The 24756-nt window shown below is 33.4% G+C and carries 25 protein-coding genes; all 25 read left to right on the top strand.

All coding sequences use genetic code 11. The features are described from left to right. Nucleotides 1-44 precede the first annotated feature (44 nt). Nucleotides 45-317, top strand: a complete 273-nt coding sequence (gene rpsP, locus CN925_RS18880; RefSeq protein ID WP_025569022.1) for a 30S ribosomal protein S16 — start codon at nucleotides 45-47, stop codon at nucleotides 315-317. A 14-nt stretch (nucleotides 318-331) separates the two neighbouring features. After that, on the top strand, nucleotides 332-559 hold the full coding sequence (locus CN925_RS18875) for a KH domain-containing protein (protein WP_025569023.1): 228 nt from the start codon (nucleotides 332-334) through the stop codon (nucleotides 557-559). Nucleotides 560-834: 275 nt separating this feature from the next. Beyond that, nucleotides 835-1350: a ribosome maturation factor RimM gene (gene rimM, locus CN925_RS18870; protein ID WP_098848369.1), complete on the top strand. Its 516-nt coding sequence runs from the start codon at nucleotides 835-837 to the stop codon at nucleotides 1348-1350. Further along, nucleotides 1350-2096 carry a tRNA (guanosine(37)-N1)-methyltransferase TrmD gene (trmD, locus tag CN925_RS18865; RefSeq protein WP_098848394.1) on the top strand — a complete coding sequence of 249 codons (747 nt, stop codon included), beginning with the start codon at nucleotides 1350-1352 and terminating at the stop codon, nucleotides 2094-2096. Before rimM ends, trmD begins: the two co-directional genes overlap by 1 nt. A gap of 130 nt (nucleotides 2097-2226) precedes the next feature. Continuing rightward, complete coding sequence (gene rplS / locus CN925_RS18860; protein ID WP_098848368.1) at nucleotides 2227-2571, top strand: 50S ribosomal protein L19; 345 nt, start codon at nucleotides 2227-2229, stop codon at nucleotides 2569-2571. Between the two features lie 154 nt (nucleotides 2572-2725). Beyond that, on the top strand, nucleotides 2726-3280 hold the full coding sequence (gene lepB / locus CN925_RS18855) for a signal peptidase I (RefSeq protein ID WP_098848367.1): 555 nt from the start codon (nucleotides 2726-2728) through the stop codon (nucleotides 3278-3280). A gap of 45 nt (nucleotides 3281-3325) precedes the next feature. Then, nucleotides 3326-4225: a ribosome biogenesis GTPase YlqF gene (gene ylqF, locus CN925_RS18850; RefSeq protein ID WP_098848366.1), complete on the top strand. Its 900-nt coding sequence runs from the start codon at nucleotides 3326-3328 to the stop codon at nucleotides 4223-4225. A gap of 69 nt (nucleotides 4226-4294) precedes the next feature. Continuing rightward, a complete protein-coding gene (locus CN925_RS18845) occupies nucleotides 4295-5068 on the top strand; it encodes a ribonuclease HII (RefSeq protein WP_286138523.1) in 774 nt (257 codons plus the stop codon). Between the two features lie 351 nt (nucleotides 5069-5419). Next, nucleotides 5420-6580, top strand: a complete 1161-nt coding sequence (gene sucC, locus CN925_RS18840) for an ADP-forming succinate--CoA ligase subunit beta (RefSeq protein WP_098848364.1) — start codon at nucleotides 5420-5422, stop codon at nucleotides 6578-6580. Nucleotides 6581-6596: 16 nt separating this feature from the next. After that, the gene (sucD, locus tag CN925_RS18835) at nucleotides 6597-7511 is read left to right on the top strand and encodes a succinate--CoA ligase subunit alpha (RefSeq protein WP_098848363.1); all 915 of its coding nucleotides are present in this window, start codon (nucleotides 6597-6599) and stop codon (nucleotides 7509-7511) included. Between the two features lie 211 nt (nucleotides 7512-7722). Then, on the top strand, nucleotides 7723-8607 hold the full coding sequence (gene dprA, locus CN925_RS18830; RefSeq protein WP_098848362.1) for a DNA-processing protein DprA: 885 nt from the start codon (nucleotides 7723-7725) through the stop codon (nucleotides 8605-8607). A 240-nt stretch (nucleotides 8608-8847) separates the two neighbouring features. Further along, nucleotides 8848-10923, top strand: coding sequence for a type I DNA topoisomerase (gene topA, locus CN925_RS18825; RefSeq protein ID WP_098848361.1), 2076 nt, complete (start codon nucleotides 8848-8850; stop codon nucleotides 10921-10923). Between the two features lie 308 nt (nucleotides 10924-11231). Next, entirely contained in the window at nucleotides 11232-12536 is a 1305-nt protein-coding gene (gene trmFO / locus CN925_RS18820) for an FADH(2)-oxidizing methylenetetrahydrofolate--tRNA-(uracil(54)-C(5))-methyltransferase TrmFO (RefSeq protein WP_098848360.1), read from the top strand. Nucleotides 12537-12600: 64 nt separating this feature from the next. Continuing rightward, a complete protein-coding gene (gene xerC, locus CN925_RS18815) occupies nucleotides 12601-13500 on the top strand; it encodes a tyrosine recombinase XerC (RefSeq protein WP_098848359.1) in 900 nt (299 codons plus the stop codon). Between the two features lie 47 nt (nucleotides 13501-13547). Continuing rightward, a complete protein-coding gene (hslV, locus tag CN925_RS18810) occupies nucleotides 13548-14093 on the top strand; it encodes an ATP-dependent protease subunit HslV (protein ID WP_098848358.1) in 546 nt (181 codons plus the stop codon). Between the two features lie 11 nt (nucleotides 14094-14104). Continuing rightward, nucleotides 14105-15496: an ATP-dependent protease ATPase subunit HslU gene (gene hslU, locus CN925_RS18805; protein WP_098848357.1), complete on the top strand. Its 1392-nt coding sequence runs from the start codon at nucleotides 14105-14107 to the stop codon at nucleotides 15494-15496. 84 nt (nucleotides 15497-15580) lie between these two features. Beyond that, nucleotides 15581-16360, top strand: a complete 780-nt coding sequence (codY, locus tag CN925_RS18800; protein ID WP_098848356.1) for a GTP-sensing pleiotropic transcriptional regulator CodY — start codon at nucleotides 15581-15583, stop codon at nucleotides 16358-16360. Nucleotides 16361-17454: 1094 nt separating this feature from the next. Next, the gene (locus CN925_RS18795; RefSeq protein WP_098848355.1) at nucleotides 17455-18225 is read left to right on the top strand and encodes a FliA/WhiG family RNA polymerase sigma factor; all 771 of its coding nucleotides are present in this window, start codon (nucleotides 17455-17457) and stop codon (nucleotides 18223-18225) included. Between the two features lie 478 nt (nucleotides 18226-18703). Next, nucleotides 18704-19402 (top strand): 30S ribosomal protein S2, encoded by a 699-nt coding sequence (rpsB, locus tag CN925_RS18790; protein ID WP_056470859.1) that lies wholly within the window; start codon nucleotides 18704-18706, stop codon nucleotides 19400-19402. Nucleotides 19403-19529: 127 nt separating this feature from the next. After that, nucleotides 19530-20414, top strand: coding sequence for a translation elongation factor Ts (gene tsf, locus CN925_RS18785; protein ID WP_098848354.1), 885 nt, complete (start codon nucleotides 19530-19532; stop codon nucleotides 20412-20414). 92 nt (nucleotides 20415-20506) lie between these two features. Next, nucleotides 20507-21229: a UMP kinase gene (gene pyrH, locus CN925_RS18780; protein WP_098848353.1), complete on the top strand. Its 723-nt coding sequence runs from the start codon at nucleotides 20507-20509 to the stop codon at nucleotides 21227-21229. A 2-nt stretch (nucleotides 21230-21231) separates the two neighbouring features. Then, nucleotides 21232-21789, top strand: coding sequence for a ribosome recycling factor (gene frr / locus CN925_RS18775; protein WP_098848352.1), 558 nt, complete (start codon nucleotides 21232-21234; stop codon nucleotides 21787-21789). A 188-nt stretch (nucleotides 21790-21977) separates the two neighbouring features. After that, complete coding sequence (locus tag CN925_RS18770; protein ID WP_098848351.1) at nucleotides 21978-22757, top strand: undecaprenyl pyrophosphate synthase; 780 nt, start codon at nucleotides 21978-21980, stop codon at nucleotides 22755-22757. Nucleotides 22758-22774: 17 nt separating this feature from the next. Further along, nucleotides 22775-23563, top strand: coding sequence for a phosphatidate cytidylyltransferase (locus CN925_RS18765; protein ID WP_098848350.1), 789 nt, complete (start codon nucleotides 22775-22777; stop codon nucleotides 23561-23563). A gap of 33 nt (nucleotides 23564-23596) precedes the next feature. Then, entirely contained in the window at nucleotides 23597-24748 is a 1152-nt protein-coding gene (gene dxr, locus CN925_RS18760; RefSeq protein ID WP_098848349.1) for a 1-deoxy-D-xylulose-5-phosphate reductoisomerase, read from the top strand. Nucleotides 24749-24756 lie beyond the last annotated feature (8 nt).

The following is a 24756-nucleotide window of genomic DNA, read 5'->3' as shown; positions in this document are numbered from 1 at the left end:
ATAATATATAAATCGTTGTAAATATTTTCGGAGGTGCTTTAAAAATGGCAGTTAAAATTCGTTTAAAACGTATGGGAGCTAAAAAATCTCCTTTTTACCGTGTAGTAGTAGCAGACGCTCGTTCTCCTCGTGATGGACGTTTCATCGAGGAAATTGGAACTTACAATCCAGTTGCTCAACCAGCTGAAATCAAAATTAACGAAGAAGCAGCATTAAAATGGTTAGGAACAGGTGCTAAACCATCTGATACAGTTCGTAACTTATTCTCTAAAGCTGGTATCTTAGAGAAATTCCACAACGCTCGCAACGGCAAGTAATGATGGAAAAAAAGATGAATACACTCATAAATGCAATTGTTTCAAGTCTTGTAGATCATCCAGAGGATATTTCACTTCAAGTAAAAGAAGATGAGAACAATCTATTCTTTCATTTACAGGTAAACCCTGAAGATGCTGGTAGAGTGATTGGCAAACATGGTAAAATTGCTAAAGCGATTCGTACGGTTGTATATGCAGCAAGTAATGAACACGCAAAACGTATTCACCTAGATATTCAGTAAATGTAAAACGGTCCTTGGCTATTGCTAAGGGCCGTTTTCAACATTACAGAGATTTACAGGAAAGTCCAATATAAAGTGGTGTGGTAGTCCCTATTGATGAATAGATAGATGTAAGTCCTTTGGGAAGAAGTAGCTTTTGATGCTTTAATAACTTTAAGTTATACTAGGTATTAAGCAATTGTCTTAAGAGACTAAGGACTTTAGGGTAGACATATATACAATCTAAATGGTCAAACTAATCATGAACATAGAAATTTTAATTTAGAGGTAAAAAAATGAAAAAATATTTAAATGTCGGAAAAATTGTAAATACACATGGCGTTCGTGGAGAGGTTCGCGTCATTTCAAGAACTGATTTTCCAGAAAAACGCTATGTAAAAGGTAATACACTTTATTTCTTTAAAGAAAACGATTCGACACCAATTGAATTAATCGTAACAAGTCATCGTGTACATAAAAATTTTGATTTACTTACATTTGAAGGGTATGATTCTTTAAACGATGTAGAACCACTTAAAAATGGGATTTTAAAGATTACTGAAGATCAATTACACAAACTAGATAAAAATGAATATTATTACCATGAAATCATTGGTTGCGTTGTTGAGACAGTTGATGGAGAAGAAATCGGAAAAATAAAAGAAATATTATCCCCAGGTGCAAATGATGTTTGGGTTATTCAAAGAAAAGGTCAAAAAGATGCCCTTATTCCTTACATTGAGCAAATTGTGAAAGAAATAGATGTGACGAATAAAAAAGTTAAAATTGAAGTAATGGAAGGTCTATTATGATGAAATTAGACTTTTTAACCCTTTTCCCAGAAATGTTTGAAGGAGTTTTAAATTCTTCTATTTTAAAAAAAGCACAGGAAAAAGAGGCTGTTGTGTTTCGTTGTGTAAATTTTAGAGATTTCTCTACGAATAAACATTCGAATGTTGATGACTATCCATATGGTGGCGGTGCAGGTATGGTACTAGCTCCACAACCGATTTTTGATGCAGTTGATGAATTAGTATCAAAAAGTGAAAATAAGCCAAGAGTAGTCCTTCTATGCCCTCAAGGAGAACGATTTACTCAACGTAAAGCTGAAGAGCTTGCTAAAGAGGAGCACTTAATCTTTATTTGTGGACATTATGAAGGCTATGATGAACGAATTCGTGAACATGTAGTAACGGATGAAATCTCAATTGGAGATTATGTTCTAACAGGTGGAGAACTTGGTGCCATGGTAATTGCTGATAGCGTTGTTCGCTTATTACCTGGAGTACTTGGTAATACGACTTCAAAAATTGAAGATTCTTTTAGTACAGGTTTATTGGAGCATCCTCATTACACAAGACCTGCTGATTTTAGAGGTCATAAAGTACCTGATGTTTTATTATCTGGAAACCATGCTCTAATCGAAGAATGGCGAACAAAACAATCTTTTAAACGAACGATCACGCGTCGTCCAGATTTGCTTGAAAATTATTCTCTTTCTAAAAAAGAATCAAAATGGATGGATGAAGTAAAAGAAGAATTAAAACAAGAAAACTAGTTGCGTGAAATAATAGAATATGTTAATATAATTTGTGGCTTGAGTAAATACTTAAGCCTTTATTCTCGGTGTTCCGCTGCGAGTCATTAAAATCTTGTAAGAGCATCGGTTGGAAAAGGAGAGCATAATTATGCAAAATTTAATCAACGAAATTACAAAAGAACAACTAAGAACTGACTTACCAGCATTCCGTCCTGGTGATACTGTACGAGTTCACGTTAAAGTTGTTGAGGGTACTCGTGAGCGTATCCAATTATTCGAAGGTGTAGTTATTAAACGTCGTGGTGGCGGAATTAGCGAAACTTTCACAGTTCGTAAAATTTCTTACGGTGTTGGTGTTGAACGTACGTTCCCAATCCACACTCCAAAAATTGCTAAGTTAGACCTTGTTCGTCGCGGTAAAGTACGTCGTGCTAAACTTTACTACTTACGTGCACTTACTGGTAAAAAAGCAAGAATTAAAGAACTTCGATAGTCTTTTGAAAGGAGCTTGTATAAAACAAGCTCCTTTTTTTCCAATATCTGTAGATTATGGTTAGAATAAAAAGTAAAATAGAATACATAAATAACGTTATTAACTTTAACTGGTTAAACTTCTAAACGTATGGTTATAAAATGGAGGGATTAGGTTGAAAGAAAGCAACAGTGGTGGAATTTGGGAATTAGTTAAAACAATTTTTATTGCGCTTGTACTTGCACTTGGTATTCGAACATTCCTTTTTACACCGGTTTTAGTTGACGGTATCTCAATGATGCCAACACTACAAGATCAAAGTAGAATGATTGTAAATAAGATCGTATACAAACTACATGAACCTAGACGTTTTGATATTGTTGTCTTCCATGCTACAAAGGAAAAAGATTATATTAAACGAGTTATTGGCTTACCTGGTGATACTGTAGAATATAAAAATGATGTCCTATATGTTAACGGTAAACCGTATAAAGAACCATATTTGAACGAATATAAAAAAGAAACAACAGATGGTCCTCTAACGGAAGACTTTAAATTAGAAGAGATTACGGGTAGAAAAACAGTTCCTAAAGGACAAGTATTCGTTTTAGGAGATAACCGTCGATTAAGTAAAGATAGTCGTATTATCGGAACAGTTAGTCAAAAAGAAATTTTAGGCCGAGCAAGTTTTGTATTTTGGCCATTATCTGAGGTTGAATTGGCGAAATAAAAGCCAAGTTAATCTTGATTATTTAATGTATAAGAAGGTGGCAACATGACGATTCAATGGTTTCCTGGCCATATGGCAAAAGCTAGAAGACAAGTAACTGAAAAACTTTCATTAATTGATGTTGTAATAGAATTAGCGGATGCAAGGGTACCGGCAGCTTCTAGAAATCCAATGATCGATGAAATAATTTCCAATAAACCAAGATTGCTTCTGTTAAATAAAGCGGATTTAGCAGATCCAAGAATTACTCAGCAATGGTTAGCTCATTATGAAAAACAAGGCGTAATGGCAATTGCGATTGATGCAGCATCTGGACAAGGATTAAAAGCAATTATTTCTTCTTGTGAAATACTTGTAAAAGAGAAGTTCGATAAAATGAGAGCAAAGGGGATTAAGCCTCGCGCAATTCGAGCATTAATTGTTGGAATCCCTAATGTTGGTAAATCAACTTTAATCAATAAGCTTGCACGAAAAAATATTGCCAAAACTGGTGACCGTCCAGGTGTAACGCAAGCACAACAGTGGATAAAAGTAGGAAAAGAAATTGAACTGCTTGATACACCGGGTATATTGTGGCCTAAATTTGAAGATCCACTTGTAGGTCTTCGTTTAGCGACTACAGGAGCAATTAAAGATAGTATCATTAATCTACAAGAAGTAATGATTTACGCGATTAAATATTTAAGAGAGTTTTATCCAAATGTATTAAAAGAAAGATACGACATGAATGAGGAAGTTTTATTTTCTGAAGAAGTCGTCGATATTTTTGATCATATTGGAAAGAAACGTGGATTACTTATGTCAGGCGGATTTGTTGATTATGATAAAACAGCTGATTTGTTTTTAAGAGAGCTAAGAGCGGGTAAATTAGGAAGATTATCTTTTGAAAATCCATCAATGCTCGAAGTGACTGATGAAATAGTAGAAGAAAGTGCGCAAGAATAAGCGTACTTTCTTCTTTTTTAATGAAATCGGGTAGTCCCAACTTAAACATGTGTATAAAAGGAGTTCGAAATTATGTCTCTGAAAATAGATGAAATAAAAAATATACTAAGTGAACTAACTGATCCAACGAATGAACTCTTAAAAGAATTTGAAAGTGATCAAAGGATTGGTGTACAAAAACTAGTAGCTAGATGGTATAAAGAGCAAGAAAAAAGAGATTTAGAGAGGAAGAAATTCCTTAAAATGATGGAATATGAACAGAATTTATATAGCCAAAATATAAAGTTAATTGCAGGAGTAGATGAAGTTGGTAGAGGTCCTTTAGCCGGTCCTGTTGTAGCAGCGGCAGTTATTTTAGCCGAAAATACGGAGTTAATTGGATTAGATGATTCAAAAAAATTATCTAAAGAGAAAAGACAGTATTTCGTTAAGCGGATTAAAGAGGAAGCCATTTCTTATGGGGTTGGTATGGCCAGTTCAACTGAAATTGATGAAATTAATATTTATGAAGCAACTAAATTAGCGATGAGACGTGCGATCGAACAACTTACTCATCCGCCTGAACATTTATTAATAGATGCAATGAAACTACCGCTAGATATTTCTCAAACATCAATCATAAAGGGCGATGCAACAAGCATCAGTATAGCAGCTGCATCTGTACTTGCAAAAGAAACAAGGGATTCTATCATGTGCGAACTTAGTTTAAAGCATCCAAATTACGGATTCGATAAACATATGGGATATGGCACAAAAGAACATCTAAAAGCGATCGATGAGCATGGAATTATAAATGAACATAGAAGATCCTTTGCACCAATAAAAGAAAAAGTTAGTTTGTAAATGATACATCAAAATACTAAAGTGGTCTAAAATATAATCGATTAACGACGTTTAATGTTACATAAGATTCTAGGTTTATGTTAAGTAGATAACTGAATTGAAATAATATAACCTACAATCAAAATGATGTGAACTGTCGTTAATCTTTTTTTTAAAATGGTAAAAATAAATTATTGGAAAAATAATATTGTAATATGATAAACTACATTAACTATTGTATATGAAAGGGTTTTCTATATAAAAACATAGAATATTTAATTCTTTTCTACTAAAGTATTTACAGTATATTCTGTAAGAGATACAATAGGGATGTGTTTTAATTTGTCTTGTTCTAAAAGGGGAGGATGGATCATGAATATCCATGAGTATCAAGGGAAAGAAATCCTACGAAGCTATGGCGTAAAAGTACCAAACGGGAAAGTTGCATTTACAGTTGAAGAAGCAGTAGAAGCAGCTAAAGAATTAGGTACAGCTGTATGCGTAGTAAAAGCTCAAATTCACGCTGGTGGCCGCGGTAAAGCGGGTGGCGTAAAAGTAGCGAAAAATTTAGATGAAGTAAATACATATGCTAGTGAAATTCTAGGTAAAGTATTAGTTACTCATCAAACTGGACCAGAAGGTAAGGAAGTTAAGCGCTTACTTATCGAAGAAGGCTGCGATATTAAAAAAGAATATTATGTTGGTTTAGTTTTAGACCGCGCTACTTCACAAGTTGTATTAATGGCTTCTGAAGAAGGTGGAACTGAAATTGAAGAAGTAGCTGAAAAAACACCTGAAAAAATCTTTAAAGAGTATATTGATCCAGCAGTAGGTTTACAAGGCTTCCAAGCTCGTCGTATTGCGTTTAATATCAATATTCCAAGCAACTTAGTAAACAAAGCAGTTAAGTTCATGATGGGCTTATATACTGCGTTTATCGAAAAAGATTGCTCAATCGCTGAAATTAACCCATTAGTCGTTACAGGTGATGGAGAAGTAATGGCATTAGATGCAAAGTTAAACTTTGACTCAAATGCTCTATATCGTCATGCAGACATTTTAGCTTACCGTGACTTAGAAGAAGAAGATCCAAAAGAAATCGAAGCTTCTAAGTATGACTTAAACTATATTTCTTTATACGGAAATATCGGATGTATGGTTAATGGTGCTGGTCTAGCAATGGCTACAATGGATATCATTAAACACTACGGTGGAGATCCGGCTAACTTCCTTGATGTTGGGGGCGGTGCTACAGCTGAGAAAGTTACAGAAGCGTTTAAAATCATCCTTTCTGACCAAAATGTTAAAGGAATTTTCGTTAATATCTTCGGTGGAATCATGAAATGTGATGTGATTGCTGAAGGTGTAATTGAAGCAACTAAACAAGTTGGTTTACACTTACCATTAGTAGTTCGTTTAGAAGGAACGAATGTTGAATTAGGTAAGAAGATTCTTAATGAGTCAGGCTTAAACATTGTTGCAGCAGATTCAATGGCGGATGGCGCTGAAAAAATCGTTGCACTTGTAGGCTAAGAAAGGGAGGATAAAAATGAGCGTATTCATTAATAAAGATACAAAAGTCATTGTACAAGGTATAACTGGTTCACAAGGCTTATTCCATACTACTCAAATGTTAGAGTATGGTACTAAAATCGTTGGTGGTGTAACTCCTGGTAAAGGTGGAACTGACATTGCTGGCGTTCCTGTATTCAATACAGTTAAAGATGCAGTTGATGCTACTGGTGCTAATGCATCTGTCATCTACGTACCACCAGCATTTGCTGCTGATGCAATCATGGAAGCAGTTGATGCAGAATTAGATATCGCAATTTGTATTACAGAAGGTATTCCAGTACTTGATATGGTAAAAGTTAAAAAGTACATGGAAGGCAAAAAGACTAGATTAGTTGGTCCTAACTGTCCTGGTGTTATCACTCCTGATGAGTGTAAAATTGGTATCATGCCTGGTTACATTCATAAAAAAGGTCATGTAGGGATCGTATCACGTTCTGGTACATTAACATATGAGGCTGTACATCAATTAACTCAAGCTGGTATTGGTCAATCTACAGCTGTAGGTATTGGTGGAGACCCTGTAAATGGAACAAACTTCATCGATGTATTAAAAGCATTCAATGAAGACCCAGAAACTTATGCAGTTATTATGATTGGTGAAATCGGTGGAACTGCAGAAGAAGAAGCTGCTGAGTGGGTACAAGCTAATATGGCTAAACCAGTAGTAGGTTTCATTGGTGGTCAAACAGCTCCAGAAGGCAAACGTATGGGACACGCTGGTGCAATCATCGCAGGCGGTAAAGGTACTGCTAAAGAGAAAATGGCTACAATGGAAAGCTGTGGTATTAAAGTTGCACTTACTCCTGCAGTAATGGGTGAAACTTTAATTGGTGTATTAAAAGAGCGTGGCTTATATGAACAATGTAAGACACATGAAGCTTTAGTATAAGCATCATAATGATTAAATTAGTAAGCCTCCAATAGGAGGCTTGCTTATTGTTAATATGGTTTAAAAATAGGATGATTAGACTTAAGTGTAATCACTTGTCTTTCGATGGGGCGGAATTACCTTTTGAAGGTAATTGGCACCACTCTTAAGAAGCTAGTCTAGGTAGCCTCCAAATCGGGGGCTACTTTCCATATTTAGAAAGGGTGAATTCATGAAAAATAAAATCCGACTTATTCATTTACATCATTTTTTATTCGAAAACTATCAAGCCATGAAGAAGATTCTTCACTATGATCCAAATTTAGAAAACCTCTATCAATATTCACCTTCTACATTTAAAACTACATTTCAAATGACTTCTAAAGCCGCAAAAATACTATATAATCAACTTCATTCAACTTCCATTTTTGATATCTTAAAAGAAAGCTATAAAAAAAATATAAAAATTATTACTATTTATGATGATCTATATCCTGATCTGTTAAGAGAAATATGTGACCCACCGTTTGTATTATATTTAAAAGGAAATCAAAATATCCTTTATGAACCATTTAGGATAAGTATAATTGGAGCTAGAAAACCAACTTTATTTGCGAAAATTATTTGTGATTCATTCATGTTAGATCTAATAAGAGAAAAATGTGTTATTGTTAGTGGAATGGCATCCGGATGTGATTCAATTGCACATAATTCAGCAATTTTTCACAACGGAACAACGATTGCAGTTGTCGGATGTGGGTTAGACTATATTTATCCGAAAGAAAACATTAACTTATTTAATGAATTGGCTATAAATCATTTGGTGATTAGTGAATATCCATATTATATTAGACCAGAAAAAAGATACTTTCCTAGAAGAAATAGAATTATTGCTGGGTTATCAAAAGGATTAATAGTTTTAGAAGCTAAGGAAAAGAGCGGAACGATGATTACTGCAAATTTTGCAATTCAATATAATAGGGAGGTATTTGCAGTGCCAGGTCCGATTATAATGGAAGAATATGAAGGAAATCATCGATTAATTCAGGATGGAGCGAAATTAATTACATGTACAAATGATATTTTAGAGGAATTTCAGGAATATACTAAAAAATAAAAAAATATGTTTATATTACAAAATATTGACAATACTAATGCAACTTGTGTTATTTTATATCTAAATAAAATTTGACTAATGTATAGAATAAACTATACAATTTGAAATTGTATGAAGGAAAATCAAAAATTTAAATTGAACTCTTCTTATTATGAATCTATTTAAGAATACATAGGAATAAAAGAAAGAAATAAGGAATACAGAGAGTAATGAATAGGAAACTCTCGGGAGGCTTAAAAAATGGCAGAAAATTTAGTTATAGTGGAGTCCCCTTCAAAGGCTAAAACAATAGAAAAGTATTTAGGTAAAAAATTCAAAGTAATCGCATCAATGGGACATGTTCGAGATCTACCTAAAAGCCAGATGGGGATTGAAATAGAAAACGATTACACCCCGAAATACATAACAATCCGAGGTAAAGGTCCAGTTTTAAAGGATTTAAGATCTGCTGCGAAAAAAGCAAAAAAAATCTATCTAGCAGCCGATCCAGATCGTGAAGGTGAAGCAATCGCGTGGCATATTGCAAATACACTTAATATCGATACTTCTTCGGATTGTCGTGTCGTGTTTAATGAAATAACAAAAGATGCTATTAAAGAGTCTTTTAAAAAACCTAGACCGATTAATATGAACTTAGTAGATGCCCAGCAAGCAAGACGTGTACTAGATCGTCTAGTAGGGTATAACATCAGCCCATTATTATGGAAGAAAGTGAAAAAGGGTTTAAGTGCTGGTCGAGTTCAATCTGTCGCTCTAAGACTGATTATCGAACGAGAAAAAGAGATTGAAAGCTTCCAACCTGAAGAATATTGGACAATTAAAAGTAAAGCTTTAACAAAGAAAGAAACATTTGATACAAATTTTTACGGTGTTAATGGTAAAAAAGTGGAATTGAATTCTGAAACTGATGTAAATAATGTTTTATCACAAATTAAAGGTGATCACTTTGAAGTTCAAAGTGTTACTAGAAAAGAACGTAGACGTAATCCAGCAACTGCCTTTACTACTTCCTTACTACAGCAAGAAGCGGCTAGAAAATTAAATATGCGTGCAAAGAAAACGATGATGATTGCACAACAATTATATGAAGGAATTTCCCTAGGTAGTGGTGGACAGGTTGGATTAATCACTTATATGAGAACTGATTCAACTAGAATATCCGACGTTGCAGCTGAGGAAGCAAAATCATATATAATTGATACTTATGGTGCAGATTTTGTTGCTACAAATAAAAAAAATGAAAAAAAATCAGATAAAGTACAAGATGCACATGAAGCAATCAGACCAACGTCAACTTTACGTTCGCCTGATACAATCAAAGCACATGTTAGCCGTGATCAATATCGACTTTATAAATTAATATGGGAGCGATTTGTAGCAAGTCAAATGGCACCAGCAATACTAGATACGGTTAAAGTTGACTTAATTAATAATGATGTAATATTTAGAGCTAATGGGTCAGTAGTTAAATTCCCAGGATTTATGAAAGTGTATATTGAAAGTAATGATGATGGAACAGAAGAAAAAGACCGTATCCTTCCACCGTTAGCTGAAGGGGAAAAAGTTAAATTAGAAGAGTTATTACCTGAACAACATTTTACTCAACCACCTCCACGTTACACGGAAGCTAGATTAGTAAAAACTCTTGAAGAATTAGGAATAGGTCGACCATCAACATATGTACCAACTTTAGAAACGATCCAGAAACGTGGATATGTTTCACTTGATAATAAACGGTTTGTACCTACTGAACTAGGTCAAATAGTATTTGATTTAGTTGTTGAGTTTTTCCCAGAAGTAATTAATATTGAGTTTACGGTTCAAATGGAAGGTGACCTTGATAAAATTGAAGAAGGTGATGTGAATTGGATTCAAATTATCGATCAATTTTATAGAGGTTTTGAAAAGCATTTAGAAATAGCTGAGAAAGAAATGCAAAAAGTTGAAATACGAGATGAACCTGCTGGTGAAGACTGTGAAGTATGTGGAAGCCCTATGGTATTTAAAATGGGCAGATATGGTAAGTTCATGGCGTGTTCAAACTTCCCTGATTGCAGAAATACAAAAGCAATCGTAAAAGACATTGGTGTTAAATGTCCTACATGTAAAGATGGAAATATCATTGAACGTAAATCGAAAAAGAATCGAATCTTTTATGGATGCACGAACTATCCGGAATGTGAATTCCTATCATGGGATAAGCCAATTGCGAGACCATGTCCGAAATGTGAAAACTTATTGGTAGAAAAGAAAATGAAAAAAGGTATTCAAGTACAATGCGTATCATGTGACTATAAAGAGGATCAACAAGTGTAAGCATTTAATTTATTCATTTTTGACTGCCATAACATTCGTTTTCTTCTGTTACTTCGCCAGTTTTTAGCGGTGTTCATTACACTTTTATGTAACATTGCTTTACAACTGGCTTCATTCCACAGAAGACAAGTGATTGCAATTAGTCAAAAAATTAAATTTAAGGAACTTTGTCTAATACATGTGTGAGCAATTTATTTGCTCACTTTTACTTTTCATATCAACTTTCTTTTAATTAAGAAATCATTAAGACTAAAACGATAAAATATTATTACGTAATTTTGAATGAATCAGCGTAGAAGGAGTTAACAATGAAAGAACAATTTATTAATGTAATTGGAGCAGGTTTAGCAGGAAGCGAGGCTGCTTATCAAATTGCAAAAAGAGGAATTAAAGTACATTTATATGAGATGAGACCAGTTAGACAAACACCGGCTCATCATACTGACAAGTTTGCTGAGTTAGTGTGTAGTAATTCACTAAGAGCGAATACATTAACAAACGCTGTAGGTGTATTAAAAGAGGAAATGAGAAGATTAGATTCAGTAATTATTCGATCTGCTGATGAGTGCGCTGTACCAGCAGGTGGTGCCTTAGCTGTAGACCGACATGAGTTTGCTAGCCGTGTTACTGAATATGTAAAAAATCATCCAAACGTCATTGTTCACAATGAAGAGATGACTAAAATTCCTGAAGGACCAACTGTCATCGCAACTGGACCTTTAACTTCACCTGAGTTATCACAGCAATTAAAAGAATTGACTGGTGAAGATTATTTCTATTTTTATGATGCAGCGGCTCCAATTGTTGAAAAAGAAAGTATTGACTTAAATAAAGTGTATTTAAAATCAAGATATGATAAAGGTGAAGCAGCTTACTTAAATTGCCCAATGACAGAAGAGGAATTTGATCGTTTTTATGAGGCATTAACTACAGCAGAAACAGTTCCTTTAAAAGAATTTGAAAAAGAGATTTTCTTTGAAGGCTGTATGCCAGTTGAAGTAATGGCTAAACGTGGAAAACAAACATTATTATTTGGACCAATGAAACCAGTAGGCTTAGAGGATCCTAAAACAGGAAAGACGCCATATGCGGTCGTACAACTACGTCAAGATGACAGTGCCGGTACACTTTATAATATTGTAGGCTTCCAAACACATTTAAAATGGGGTCCTCAAAAAGAAGTACTACAATTAATTCCAGGTCTTGAGAATGCAGAAATTGTGCGCTATGGTGTAATGCACAGAAATACTTTTATTAACTCACCAAAACTATTAGAGCCAACATACAAATTTAAAGGCCGTGATGATTTATTCTTTGCAGGCCAAATGACAGGTGTAGAAGGGTATGTAGAATCTGCAGCATCTGGTTTAGTAGCGGGAATAAATGCAGCTAGATTCGTAATGGAGAAAGAGTTGGTCGTATTCCCAGCAGAAACTGCAATTGGAAGTATGGCGAATTATATAACGACAACAAGTGAAAAACACTTCCAACCTATGAATGCGAACTTCGGTCTTTTCCCTAGACTTGATGTCAAAATTAAAAGAAAACAAGAACGATATGAAGCTTATGCAAACCGTGCATTAGAATCAATTATGAATTTTGTAGAATGTTAAGAAAATAAATTGCAAATAGCTACTTAATATGTTAGTATGTAGTGGCTTGTGAGGAGAATTTACCTTGAATATTAAAATATTGTGTCAATTATTCATTCAGTATTTACAATTAGAGAAAAACTCTTCACAATACACATTAAATAGTTATAAAAAAATTGTTGAACAATTTCTAGTTTTTATGGAACAACAATCCATTATTTCATTTTCTTCAGTTACTTATTCTGATGTTCGTCTCTATTTAACAACTTTGCATGACAAACAGCTATCAAGACGTACGATCTCAAAGCATATTTCTTGTTTAAGAAGTTTCTATCGCTTTCTTATGAGAGAAAATGAAGCAAAAGAGAATCCTTTTGTTTTAGCGTCACTTCCTAAAAAAGAAACGATGATACCAAGGTTTTTATATAAGGAAGAACTTGAAAAACTATTTAAGATTAGCGATCTAGATACGGAACTTGGACAAAGAAATCAAGCTCTTTTAGAATTGCTTTATGCTACCGGAATCCGAGTAAGCGAATGCTGTAATTTGAAATTAAAAGACATAGATTTTCAAATTGGGACTATTTTAGTAACAGGCAAAGGGAATAAACAGCGGTATATTCCCTTTGGCAGTTATGCAGAAAAAGCTCTTCATACATATATAGAAGATGGCCGAAATAGACTGATAGTAGCTAACAAGCAAATGAATGACGATCTTTTTTTAAATCACCGTGGTACAAAACTATCGACTAGAGGAGTCCGTGGTATATTAGAAAAAATGATCAAAGATACTTCATTGACTAATGAAATCTATCCACATATGTTAAGGCATACCTTTGCTACGCATATGCTTGATAACGGTGCTGATATTCGAAGTGTTCAAGAATTACTTGGACATGAGAATTTATCAACTACTCAAATCTATACACATGTAACGAAGGAAAGATTACAAAAAGTATACAATTTACATCATCCTAGAGCATAAATTCGCTCAATTTTAGAAATTAATCAACATTTCTAAGGAGGATTCACATGTCCAATTTTCATGCTACAACGATTTTTGCGATCAGACATAATGGAAAAAGTGCTATGGCTGGTGATGGCCAAGTAACTTTTGGAAATGCAGTAGTTATGAAGCATACTGCAAGAAAAGTTAGGAAGCTTTTTAATGGAAAAGTTTTAGCTGGTTTTGCAGGATCTGTTGCAGATGCATTTACTTTATTCGAACTTTTTGAAGGCAAGTTAGTTGAATATAATGGGAATATTCAACGAGCTGCTGTTGAATTAGCAAAAAAATGGAGAACAGATCGAGTATTACATAAGCTTGAAGCATTGCTAATTGTAATGGATCATAATTCATTATTATTAATTTCTGGTACTGGTGAAGTAATTGAACCTGACGATGGAATTCTTGCAATTGGTTCTGGAGGGAATTATGCCCTTGCAGCAGGCCGTGCACTAAAGGAAAACGCAGGGGAAAGTCTTTCAGCAAAACAAATTGCATATGCTAGTTTAAAAACTGCAAGTGATATTTGTGTGTATACGAACGGAAATATAATTTTAGAAGAATTAGAATAGGAGAGTGTATTATGAGTACTTCTTTCACGCCTCGTCAAATTGTTGAAAAACTTGATCAATATATTGTTGGACAGCAACAAGCGAAAAAAGCAGTAGCAATTGCACTCAGAAATCGATATCGTAGAAGTTTACTTGAAGAATCATTCCGTGATGAAATTTCACCAAAAAACATTTTAATGATTGGTCCAACAGGTGTTGGTAAAACAGAAATTGCTAGAAGAATGGCAAAACTAGTTGGTGCCCCATTTATTAAAGTGGAAGCTACTAAATTTACAGAAGTTGGTTACGTTGGTAGAGATGTAGAATCAATGGTTCGAGATTTAATCCAAACGTCTATTCGAATTGTAAAAGAAGAGCGAATGAATAAAGTGAAAGATCAAGCTGAAAAAAATGCGAATCAAAGATTAGTCAAACTTCTAGCACCGAGTACAAAAAAGCAAACTTCATTCAAAAACCCACTTGAGATGCTTTTTAATCAAGATTCACAAAACTCGAATGCTGAGCAAGAAGAGAATGATACAGAATTAACATCAAAAAGAAGAAATATAGAATTTCAACTATTATCTGGAAAACTAGAAGAAGATCTTGTGTCTATTGAAGTAGAGCAACAACAAGCTCCGATGCTAGATTTTATGCAAGGAACTGGGATGGAACAAATGGGAATGAACTTCCAGGAGTCATTAGGTAGTCTATTTCCAAAGAAAACTAAAAAAAGAAAGCTTCCTGTTAAAGAAGCTCGTAAGATTTTAACGAATGAAGAAGCTCAGAAATTAATTGATATGGATGAAGTAACACAAGAAGCAGTTTATAGGGCTGAGCAATTAGGTATTATTTTCATTGACGAAATTGATAAGATTGCAAGTAAGCAAAACTCTACTCAAGATGTTTCAAGAGAGGGCGTACAAAGGGATATCTTACCAATCGTTGAAGGAAGTACAGTTGTGACAAAATATGGACCGGTTAAAACAGATCATATCCTATTTATTGCAGCTGGTGCATTTCATATTTCGAAGCCTTCAGACTTAATACCTGAATTACAAGGTCGCTTCCCAATTCGTGTAGAATTAGCGAAATTATCTGTTGAAGATTTTGTTCGTATTTTAGTTGAGCCTGATTTTTCAATTATTAAACAATATAAAGCTTTATTGTCTACAGAAGGTATACAAATCGAATTTTCTGACGATGCTATACGTAGAATAGCAGAAATAGCATTTGAAGTTAATCAGACTACAGACAACATAGGCGCAAGAAGATTGCATACGATTATGGAAAAACTACTTGAAGACCTATCGTTTGAAGCTTCTGAAATTCAAATGGGAACAATTAAGATTACTCCACAATATGTAAATGAAAAGCTAGCAAATATTGCAAAAGATAAAGATATAAGTCAATTCATTTTATGATTTAAGAACACTTTTGAATTCAGCCATTAGAATACAAAAGTAGTTCATAGGAAACGTACAATTAAATAGGAGGCATTTAGAAAGATGCAATTATTAGACAAAACAAGAAAGATTAATAAGTTATTACAACAATCTGCAGGTAAGCCAGTAAACTTTAAAGAAATGGCAGATACATTAGAAGAAGTTATTGAATCAAATGTATTTATTTTAAGTCGTAAAGGGAAATTATTAGGTTACGGTCTTCACCAAAAAATCGAAAATGAACGTATGCAAAAAATGTTCGCCGATCGCCAATTCCCTGAAGAATATACACAAAACCTATTTAATATTAATGAAACATCATCAAATATCGACATCCACAGTGAGCACACTGCATTCCCAGTTGAAAATAAAGATTTATTTGCTGGTGGATTAACAACTATCGTACCGATTATCGGTGGTGGTGAGCGTTTAGGTACTCTTGTTTTAGCTCGAATTAATCAAGATTTTGAAAATGATGATTTAATCTTAGCTGAATACGGCGCTACAGTAGTTGGTATGGAAATTCTACGTGAAAAAGCAGAAGAAATTGAAGAAGAAGCTAGAAGTAAAGCTGTTGTACAAATGGCTATTTCATCACTTTCTTATAGCGAATTAGAAGCGATTGAACATATTTTTGAAGAATTAAATGGCTATGAAGGCTTATTAGTAGCAAGTAAAATTGCTGATCGAGTAGGAATTACAAGATCTGTTATCGTAAATGCACTACGTAAATTAGAAAGTGCTGGCGTTATCGAGTCTAGATCACTTGGAATGAAAGGTACTTATATTAAAGTACTAAATGATAAGTTCTTATTAGAGTTAGAGAAATTAAAATCTAACTAATTAAGAAAGTCACTTCTTTAATAGGACTACATTAAGTTGAACCTTTTCTCAATGCATAATTGGGAAAAGGTTTTTTGTTTTTTATACTGGAATAAAGAAGATTATTAAATCATAACGATTTTGTATTTTTGTATAAATGATCTATATAGGCGAATTGAAAATTATGGTATGATTAAAAAATATTTATAAGATTATATCAATAAAATATAATTATTATTCGTTATTTGAATGTAAATTTGAGAGAGGATTTTTAGTTTATAGAAATGTAATGGTATTTTCAACTTGGTACTACTAGTTGTTTTCAAATAGATCGTTGTTTATTGTTAGAATTTCCACCTCAGATACAAATTCACTTAATGACGAAATAATAAAGAGTAATATCCAACAATCGGGAGACGTCTTTAAATAACTATAAAAAAATTTTGGCCAAAATAGTTAATTGCTAAATAACAATGACTGGTTACTTTTTTAAAAGGATAGATTGGGGGGGCGATAAAAGTTTATTTATTTAAAGTATAAATAAAATAGTTTCTCTTTTCTAATTAAAATAGAATTCCGGAATATTAGAATCATTTTTTTGATAAAGTGAAAAAATATTATTTTTTATTATGTTAAATAAAGTGTCACATTATGTTAAAGAATGGGTAGATAAATTAGATAATTTTAATAATATAATTTATATTAGGGTGAAAAAGAGCTCAACCTGAGTTTTTATCGAAACAAAGCATCTTGAACTAAATAAATGAAATGATGCGATTACTTATTCATAAAACATATTGAATAAAATTAATAGATTCATATTTATTACTATTTAGCCATTTAATAGTAGGGAAATTGAAAGGCTAAATAGTAATGAATCAAGAATTTGATGAATATTGTAATCTCCACTTGGAGAAGAGTTGATTGGACGAAAAGGGAACTCGTTTGCTACTAGGAAGAAATAGAATTGATATTTTAGAACTTCTTATCCAATTGCAAATTAAAAACCATGTGTAAAGATTTAATCCTTTTAAAAAAATGCCAAAATATTGAATATTAAATTGTCAATCAGTTATTTAACTTAATATGGTAATTCGCTCGAGGTGAAAGACGTGTTGCAAGTTCAAAAAAATGTTTCACAAATATATTGGAAAAAGTGGATTAAAGATCGTGATATAGATGCTGGAGATGCACTAATGAGGATTTATATGCCACTAGTTCACTTTCATGTAAATCGAATAGTTCATAGATTACCTTCAAGTGTAAGTAGAGAAGATTTACACAGCTTAGCAATGATGGGTTTATATGACGCATTAGAAAAATTTGACCCGAAAAGAGATTTAAAGTTTGAAACATATGCCTCAATTAGAATAAGTGGTAATATATTGGATGGCCTTCGAAAAGAAGATTGGTTGCCTAGATCGATTAGAGATAAAGCAAAAAAAATTGAATGTGCAATTGAAAAGTTAGAACCGGCTCTTGAACGAAAAGCTACACCTGAAGAAATAGCACATTATACTGGCTATAGTTCGATAGAAGTTGTGAACGTCATAAATGATGTGTTTTTCTCTAATATGTTGTCTGTAGATGAACAAATCAAAGATGTAGGGGAAGGACAAGTTAATTTAATTCATACATTAAAAGATCATGAAACATTAACTCCAGAAGAATTGGTACTAAAAGATGAACAAATAAAGCTACTTGCCAATACGATTGGATCTGAATTAAATGAGAAAGAGCAGCTAGTTATCAGTTTGTACTATCATGAAGAATTAACACTTACTGAAATTGGAACAATTATAAATTTATCGACTTCTAGGGTTTCTCAAATTCATGCTAAGTCTATTTTCAAATTAAGGCATCTTTTAAGTAATAGTAATATTTAGGCTTGTAATATAAATGATTTTTAAGTTTATATATGATTGAATAGTGGGGATTAAGACTTACATTACATACTTTATGTACAATTTTTTTTAAGAAATTTATAAAATATGAAGAAGAATAAGATAAAATTGAATAAATTAACAAAAATTCCCAATACTGATAAAGATTTAGTTATTGAGACATGTGAAGATTCAAATCTAATTCAATACTGTAGCTCAATTTTGAGTAATAGCGGTTCGAGATTTATAAAGAGACGATCTAAGGATGAAAATGGATTATAGAGAAAAAGGAAAAGCAAACTTTGCTGAAACTTCGACAATAATTTCTTATTTTCTCTTGATAAATAATGATGTATATGCTATAGTAGTCCATGGTGTTATTACACACGCTTGCCGATTTTCTTATTGGTGCTACCCAGTTTGGGAGTGATAGGAGAAGAAGACGTGAGCGGAGGAAAAAGAACCATTAGGAGGAAATAAAATGTCAGTAATTTCTATGAAGCAATTATTAGAAGCTGGTGTTCACTTCGGTCACCAAACTCGCCGTTGGAACCCAAAAATGAAACGTTACATCTTCACTGAGCGTAACGGTATCTACATCATCGACCTTCAAAAAACAGTTAAAAAGGTTGAAGAATGTTACAACGTAATGAAAGGTATCGCTGCTGAAGGTGGAAACATCCTTTTCGTTGGTACTAAAAAACAAGCTCAAGAAGCTATTAAAGATGAAGCAATCCGTTCTGGTATGTACTTCATTAACCAACGTTGGTTAGGTGGAACGTTAACAAACTTCCAAACAATCCAAAAACGTGTTAAACGTTTAAAAGATATCGAAAGAATGCAAGAAGATGGCACATTTGAAGTGTTACCTAAGAAAGAAGTTATTCAACTTAAAAAAGAATTAGAACGTCTTGAAAAATTCTTAGGCGGAATCAAAGACATGAAGCAACTTCCTGATGCATTATTCGTTGTTGATCCTCGTAAAGAGCGTATCGCTGTTGCTGAAGCTCGTAAGTTAAACATTCCTATCATCGGTATTGTTGACACTAACTGTGATCCAGACGAAATCGATCACGTTATCCCAGCAAACGACGATGCTATTAGAGCTGTAAAACTTCTTACATCAAAAATGGCAGATGCGATTCTTGAAGCGAAACAAGGCGAAGAAACAACTGCTTAATGAGAAAGTGAAAGGTGATAAGAGGTTTTAGCCTTTTATCACCTTTTTTTAAGGTTAAAATAATCGAAAATTGTTTACCTTATAAAACGATTAATAAAATAAGCTTACATATAGGAGATGAAATATAATGGCAATTACTGCACAAATGGTAAAAGAATTACGTGAAAAAACTGGCGCTGGTATGATGGATTGCAAAAAAGCGTTAACTGAAACTGATGGTAACATGGACAAAGCAATCGATTACCTTCGTGAAAAAGGGATCGCAAAAGCTGCTAAAAAAGGTGACCGTATCGCTGCTGAAGGTTTAACTTTCGTTGAAGTAGCTGGAAACGATGCAGTATTAATCGAAGTAAACTCTGAAACTGATTTCGTTGCTAAAAACGAAGGTTTCAAAGAATTAGGTTCTGCTCTTGCAAAACATATCGTTGCTAACAAACCTGCAACTGTTGAAGAAGCTTTAGCACAAACTATGGAAAATGGTGAAACTGTTGAAACTTTCATCAACCATGCAATTGCTAAAATCGGAGAAAAAATCTCTTTACGTCGTTTTGAATTAGTTTCTAAAACAGATGCTGATGCATTTGGTGCTTACTTACACAGTGGCGGTCGTATCGGTGTTCTTTCTGTAGTTGAAGGAACAACTAAAGAAGATGTTGCTAAAGACGTATCTATGCACATCGCTGCAATCAACCCTAAATATATCTCTCGTGATGCTGTTTCTCAAGAAGAAGTTGAGCATGAGCGTGCAATTTTAACTCAACAAGCATTAAACGAAGGTAAACCTGAAAACATCGTTGCTAAAATGGTAGAAGGACGTATTGGTAAATACTTCGAAGAAATTTGCTTATTAGATCAATCTTTCGTTAAAAACCCAGACGTTAAAGTAGGTCAATTCGTAAAAGCTGCTAACGGAACTGTTAAATCTTTCGTTCGTTATGAAGTTGGAGAAGGCTTAGAAAAACGTGAAGATAACTTTGCTGAAGAAGTAATGAATCAAGTAAAAGGTAACTAATTTAGTTACTTTGAATGAAAATAGGGGACACTATGTGTTCCCTATTTTTTAAAGAAACGTAAATACATAGATGTATGTAAATGGAGGCTATTATGAATAAAGCAAAGTATAATCGCGTAGTATTAAAACTTAGTGGTGAGGCATTAGCAGGTGGGCAAGGATTTGGAATTAATCCATCGGTTATTAAATCAATCGCTCAACAAGTTAAAGAAATTGCTGAACTAGATGTTGAAGTTGCAGTAGTAGTAGGTGCTGGTAACATTTGGCGTGGTAAGACTGGTAGCGAAATGGGTATGGACCGAGCTACAGCTGACTATATGGGCATGTTAGGTACTGTAATGAACTCTTTAGCACTTCAAGATAGTCTTGAAACACTTGGTGTACAATCTCGAGTACAATCTTCTATTGAAATGCGTCAAGTTGCAGAACCATATATCCGTCGTAAAGCAATTCGTCATTTAGAGAAAAAACGTGTTGTAATTTTTGCTGCTGGTACAGGAAATCCTTATTTCTCAACAGATACTACTGCTGCATTACGTGCTGCTGAAATTGAAGCAGATGTTATTTTAATGGCGAAAAATAATGTAGACGGAGTATATTCAGCTGACCCATCAATCGATAAAACTGCTGTAAAATACGAAACTCTTACATATTTAGACGTATTAAAAGAAGGTTTAGGTGTAATGGATTCAACTGCATCTTCATTATGTATGGATAATGATATTCCATTAATTGTATTCTCAATAATGGAAGAAGGAAATATTAAACGTGCCGTACTTGGCGAAAATATTGGAACGATAGTAAAGGGGAAATAAACATGTCTAATCAAATCATTTCTTTAGCAAAAGAAAAAATGACAAAAGCAGTTGCTGCTTTCTCTAGAGAATTAGCAACAGTACGTGCTGGTCGTGCAAATCCAGCTATTTTAGATAAAGTTTTGGTTGAATATTATGGAGCTCCAACTCCAATTAACCAAATGGCAAATATTTCAGTGCCAGAAGCAAGATTATTATTAATTACTCCTTACGATAAAACAGTGATTAACGATATGGATAAAGCGATTCAAAAAGCAGATTTAGGGTTAAATCCTTCAAATGATGGATCTGTAATCAGAATTAGTTTCCCTCCATTAACTGAAGAGCGTCGTCGTGATTTAGTTAAAGTAGTTAAAAAATCTGCTGAAGATGCTAAAGTTGCAGTACGTAATATTCGTCGTGATGCAAACGATGATCTGAAAAAAGCAGAAAAAAATGGTGAAATTACTGAAGATGAATTACGTGGTCTTGTAGAAGACATCCAAAAACAAACAGATTCTCATATCGAAAAAATCGATGGAATCACAAAAGAAAAAGAAAAAGAGATAATGGAAGTTTAATACTGCATTGCAAGGTATATCTTACTAGCGCTTAGAAAAATAATGAATTTTTCATATTATGCTATTACATAATTTCATTATTGAATTATAATTAAATAAACTAAGCGCTTTGAGTAAAAAGACCCTCTGTTTAAGGGGGTTTTTTTACTCAATGCTTTAATTAGATATACTTAAACGGAGGATTAAAGATGTTTAAATTAATTTCTTTTTTTAAAAGAAATAAAGAGAAGAAAAATGTACCTCCAAGTTCGCAATTAAATGGGGTCGATGGAGTAATTCCTGAGCATGTTGCAATCATAATGGATGGTAATGGTAGATGGGCACAAAAGAGGAATTTACCAAGAGTTAAGGGACACTATGAGGGAATGAAAGTAGTTCGGAAAATCGCAAGGACTGCCAGCAAATTAGGTGTAAAGACCTTAACTTTATATGCTTTTTCAACTGAGAATTGGAAAAGACCTAAAACTGAAGTAGAATTCTTAATGAAGTTACCACAAGAATTTCTAGGGACATTTTTACCTGAATTAATTGAAGAAAATGTACAAGTACGGTTAACTGGAAATGAAGAGCAATTACCAAGCTATACAACAGAAGCAGTGTTAAAAGCAGTAGAAGAAACAAAAAATAATACGGGGATGGTATTAAATTTTGCCCTAAATTATGGTTCTCGTGACGAAATTGTTTCTGCAGTTAAAAAGATTTCTTCAGATGTATTGGATAATAAAATAAATAAAGAAGAAATTAATGAAGAATTGTTTAATCAATATTTAATGACTAGTGATTTTAAAGATCCAGATTTGTTAATAAGAACAAGCGGTGAATTAAGGATTAGTAATTTTATGCTTTGGCAAATTGCATATTCTGAACTATATTTTACTGATGTATTATGGCCCGATTTTACCGAAGCGTGTTTAATTGATGCGGTAAAAGAATATCAAAATCGAGCAAGAAGATATGGTGGTATTTAAGAAAGCGGTGAACGAACATGAAACAGCGTATTATAACAGGAGTTATAGCTGGAGCATTATTTCTAGGATTAGTAATATATGGTGAATGGCCATTTGGATTACTAGTATTTGCACTTGGCACAATCGGATATTTTGAATTGATTAGAATGAAAAAGTTTAATTTATTTAGTGCACAAACTGTACTTGGATTAATCTTAACATGGGTAGCAATTACACCAAATGATTTATCAAATAGGATATTTCCGATCGAAATCGGTAAAACGGAAATTTCTATTGTACTTATCCTATTACTTTTATCATATACGGTAATTACAAAGAATACATTTACTTTTGAAGATGCTTCTTTTGTAGTTCTTAGTAGTTTATATGTAGGATTCGGATTTCATTATATGTACGAGATGAGAAATATGGGAATTTCCTACTTCTTCTTCCCATTATTCGTAATTTGGGCAACTGATTCAGGTGCGTATTTTATTGGGAAAGCCACAGGTAAAACTAAACTTTGGCCTGATATAAGTCCTAATAAAACGATTGAAGGTTCGATAGGCGGAATTATTTGCGCTGTAGTAGTTGCAGTAATTTTATCGATTATGTTAACGTTAAATCATTCAATACTATATTTAGTACTAGTAGCTATTCTTGTTTCAATTTTTGGTCAATTAGGTGATCTCGTACAATCTGCATATAAAAGATACTACGGTGTAAAAGACTCAGGAAATTTATTACCTGGTCATGGTGGAATATTAGACAGATTTGATAGTATCATTTTCACATTGCCAATAGTCTATTTACTATTTACATTATAGTATTAGTTTTTGTATTTAAGGAGACATATGAAAATGAAGAAAATCAGCTTACTCGGAGCAACTGGATCAATCGGTATACAAACACTCGATATTATTAGAAATCAATCAAATGATTTTGAATTAGTCGCATGTTCAGCAGGAAAAAATATTGATGAATTATATAAGATCATTTTAGAATTTAAACCAAAACTAGTTTCAGTTGCAGGTAAAGAAGAAGCTGAAAAACTGATGAGCTTAGGTATCCATTCGGAAACGAAAGTTTTATATGGTGAAGAAGGACTAATTGAAGTTGCAGTCCAAGAAGATAGTACAATACTTGTAAACGCTGTAGTTGGAAGTGTAGGTTTAGTTCCAACGATGAAAGCAATCCAAAATGGAAAAACAATCGCACTAGCGAATAAAGAGACATTAGTAACCGCAGGTCATATTGTAATGGCTGAAGCTAAAAAATATGGCGTCTCAATTTTACCTGTAGATAGTGAGCATTCAGCAATCTATCAATGTTTAAATGGTGAAAACCCAAGTGAAATACATAAATTAATCATTACAGCTTCGGGCGGTAGTTTTAGAGATCGAACAAGAGATCAATTAAAAGATGTTACAATTGAGGATGCGTTAAATCATCCAAATTGGTCGATGGGTGCAAAGATTACAATTGATTCAGCTACAATGATGAATAAAGGGTTAGAAGTGATTGAAGCTCATTGGCTATTTAATATGCCATATGAAAAAATTGATGTTGTACTTCATAGAGAAAGTGTTATTCACTCTATGATTGAATTCAATGATGGAAGTGTAATGGCACAATTAGGAACACCTGATATGAGAGTGCCGATTGCCTATGCATTGAACTATCCTTCAAGAAAACCAGTTAATAATCATAAACCATTAGATTTAATTAAATTTGGGACACTTCATTTTGAGGAGATGGACTTTAATAGGTTTAAATGTTTGGAGTATGCTTATCATGCAGGAAAAGTTGGCGGTAGTTTACCAACTGTATTAAATGCAGCTAATGAGGAAGCGGTAGCTGCTTTTTTACAGAATAAAATATCATTCTTACAAATTGAGAATTTAATAGAAAATGCTCTTGAAAAACACAATGTAATAAGTAAGCCTTCATTAGAAGAAATTCGTAACATTGATGAACAAACAAGACAATTCGTTTCATCACTAATAAAGTAAGGGTGGTA

Source organism: Bacillus sp. AFS055030, from assembly GCF_002574545.1.
GTDB lineage: Bacteria > Bacillota > Bacilli > Bacillales > Bacillaceae_G > Gottfriedia.
Note: the sequence above shows the minus strand (reverse complement) of the source record. Positions and strands in the feature narration are given on the sequence as shown.

Coding starts and splice junctions, on each gene's coding strand:
- rpsP (WP_025569022.1), top strand. CDS start 45: ATGGCAGTTAAAATTCGTTTAAAACGTATGGGAGCTAAAAAATCTCCT.
- CN925_RS18875 (WP_025569023.1), top strand. CDS start 332: ATGAATACACTCATAAATGCAATTGTTTCAAGTCTTGTAGATCATCCA.
- rimM (WP_098848369.1), top strand. CDS start 835: ATGAAAAAATATTTAAATGTCGGAAAAATTGTAAATACACATGGCGTT.
- trmD (WP_098848394.1), top strand. CDS start 1,350: ATGAAATTAGACTTTTTAACCCTTTTCCCAGAAATGTTTGAAGGAGTT.
- rplS (WP_098848368.1), top strand. CDS start 2,227: ATGCAAAATTTAATCAACGAAATTACAAAAGAACAACTAAGAACTGAC.
- ylqF (WP_098848366.1), top strand. CDS start 3,326: ATGACGATTCAATGGTTTCCTGGCCATATGGCAAAAGCTAGAAGACAA.
- sucC (WP_098848364.1), top strand. CDS start 5,420: ATGAATATCCATGAGTATCAAGGGAAAGAAATCCTACGAAGCTATGGC.
- sucD (WP_098848363.1), top strand. CDS start 6,597: ATGAGCGTATTCATTAATAAAGATACAAAAGTCATTGTACAAGGTATA.
- dprA (WP_098848362.1), top strand. CDS start 7,723: ATGAAAAATAAAATCCGACTTATTCATTTACATCATTTTTTATTCGAA.
- topA (WP_098848361.1), top strand. CDS start 8,848: ATGGCAGAAAATTTAGTTATAGTGGAGTCCCCTTCAAAGGCTAAAACA.
- trmFO (WP_098848360.1), top strand. CDS start 11,232: ATGAAAGAACAATTTATTAATGTAATTGGAGCAGGTTTAGCAGGAAGC.
- hslV (WP_098848358.1), top strand. CDS start 13,548: ATGTCCAATTTTCATGCTACAACGATTTTTGCGATCAGACATAATGGA.
- hslU (WP_098848357.1), top strand. CDS start 14,105: ATGAGTACTTCTTTCACGCCTCGTCAAATTGTTGAAAAACTTGATCAA.
- codY (WP_098848356.1), top strand. CDS start 15,581: ATGCAATTATTAGACAAAACAAGAAAGATTAATAAGTTATTACAACAA.
- rpsB (WP_056470859.1), top strand. CDS start 18,704: ATGTCAGTAATTTCTATGAAGCAATTATTAGAAGCTGGTGTTCACTTC.
- tsf (WP_098848354.1), top strand. CDS start 19,530: ATGGCAATTACTGCACAAATGGTAAAAGAATTACGTGAAAAAACTGGC.
- pyrH (WP_098848353.1), top strand. CDS start 20,507: ATGAATAAAGCAAAGTATAATCGCGTAGTATTAAAACTTAGTGGTGAG.
- frr (WP_098848352.1), top strand. CDS start 21,232: ATGTCTAATCAAATCATTTCTTTAGCAAAAGAAAAAATGACAAAAGCA.
- CN925_RS18770 (WP_098848351.1), top strand. CDS start 21,978: ATGTTTAAATTAATTTCTTTTTTTAAAAGAAATAAAGAGAAGAAAAAT.
- CN925_RS18765 (WP_098848350.1), top strand. CDS start 22,775: ATGAAACAGCGTATTATAACAGGAGTTATAGCTGGAGCATTATTTCTA.
- dxr (WP_098848349.1), top strand. CDS start 23,597: ATGAAGAAAATCAGCTTACTCGGAGCAACTGGATCAATCGGTATACAA.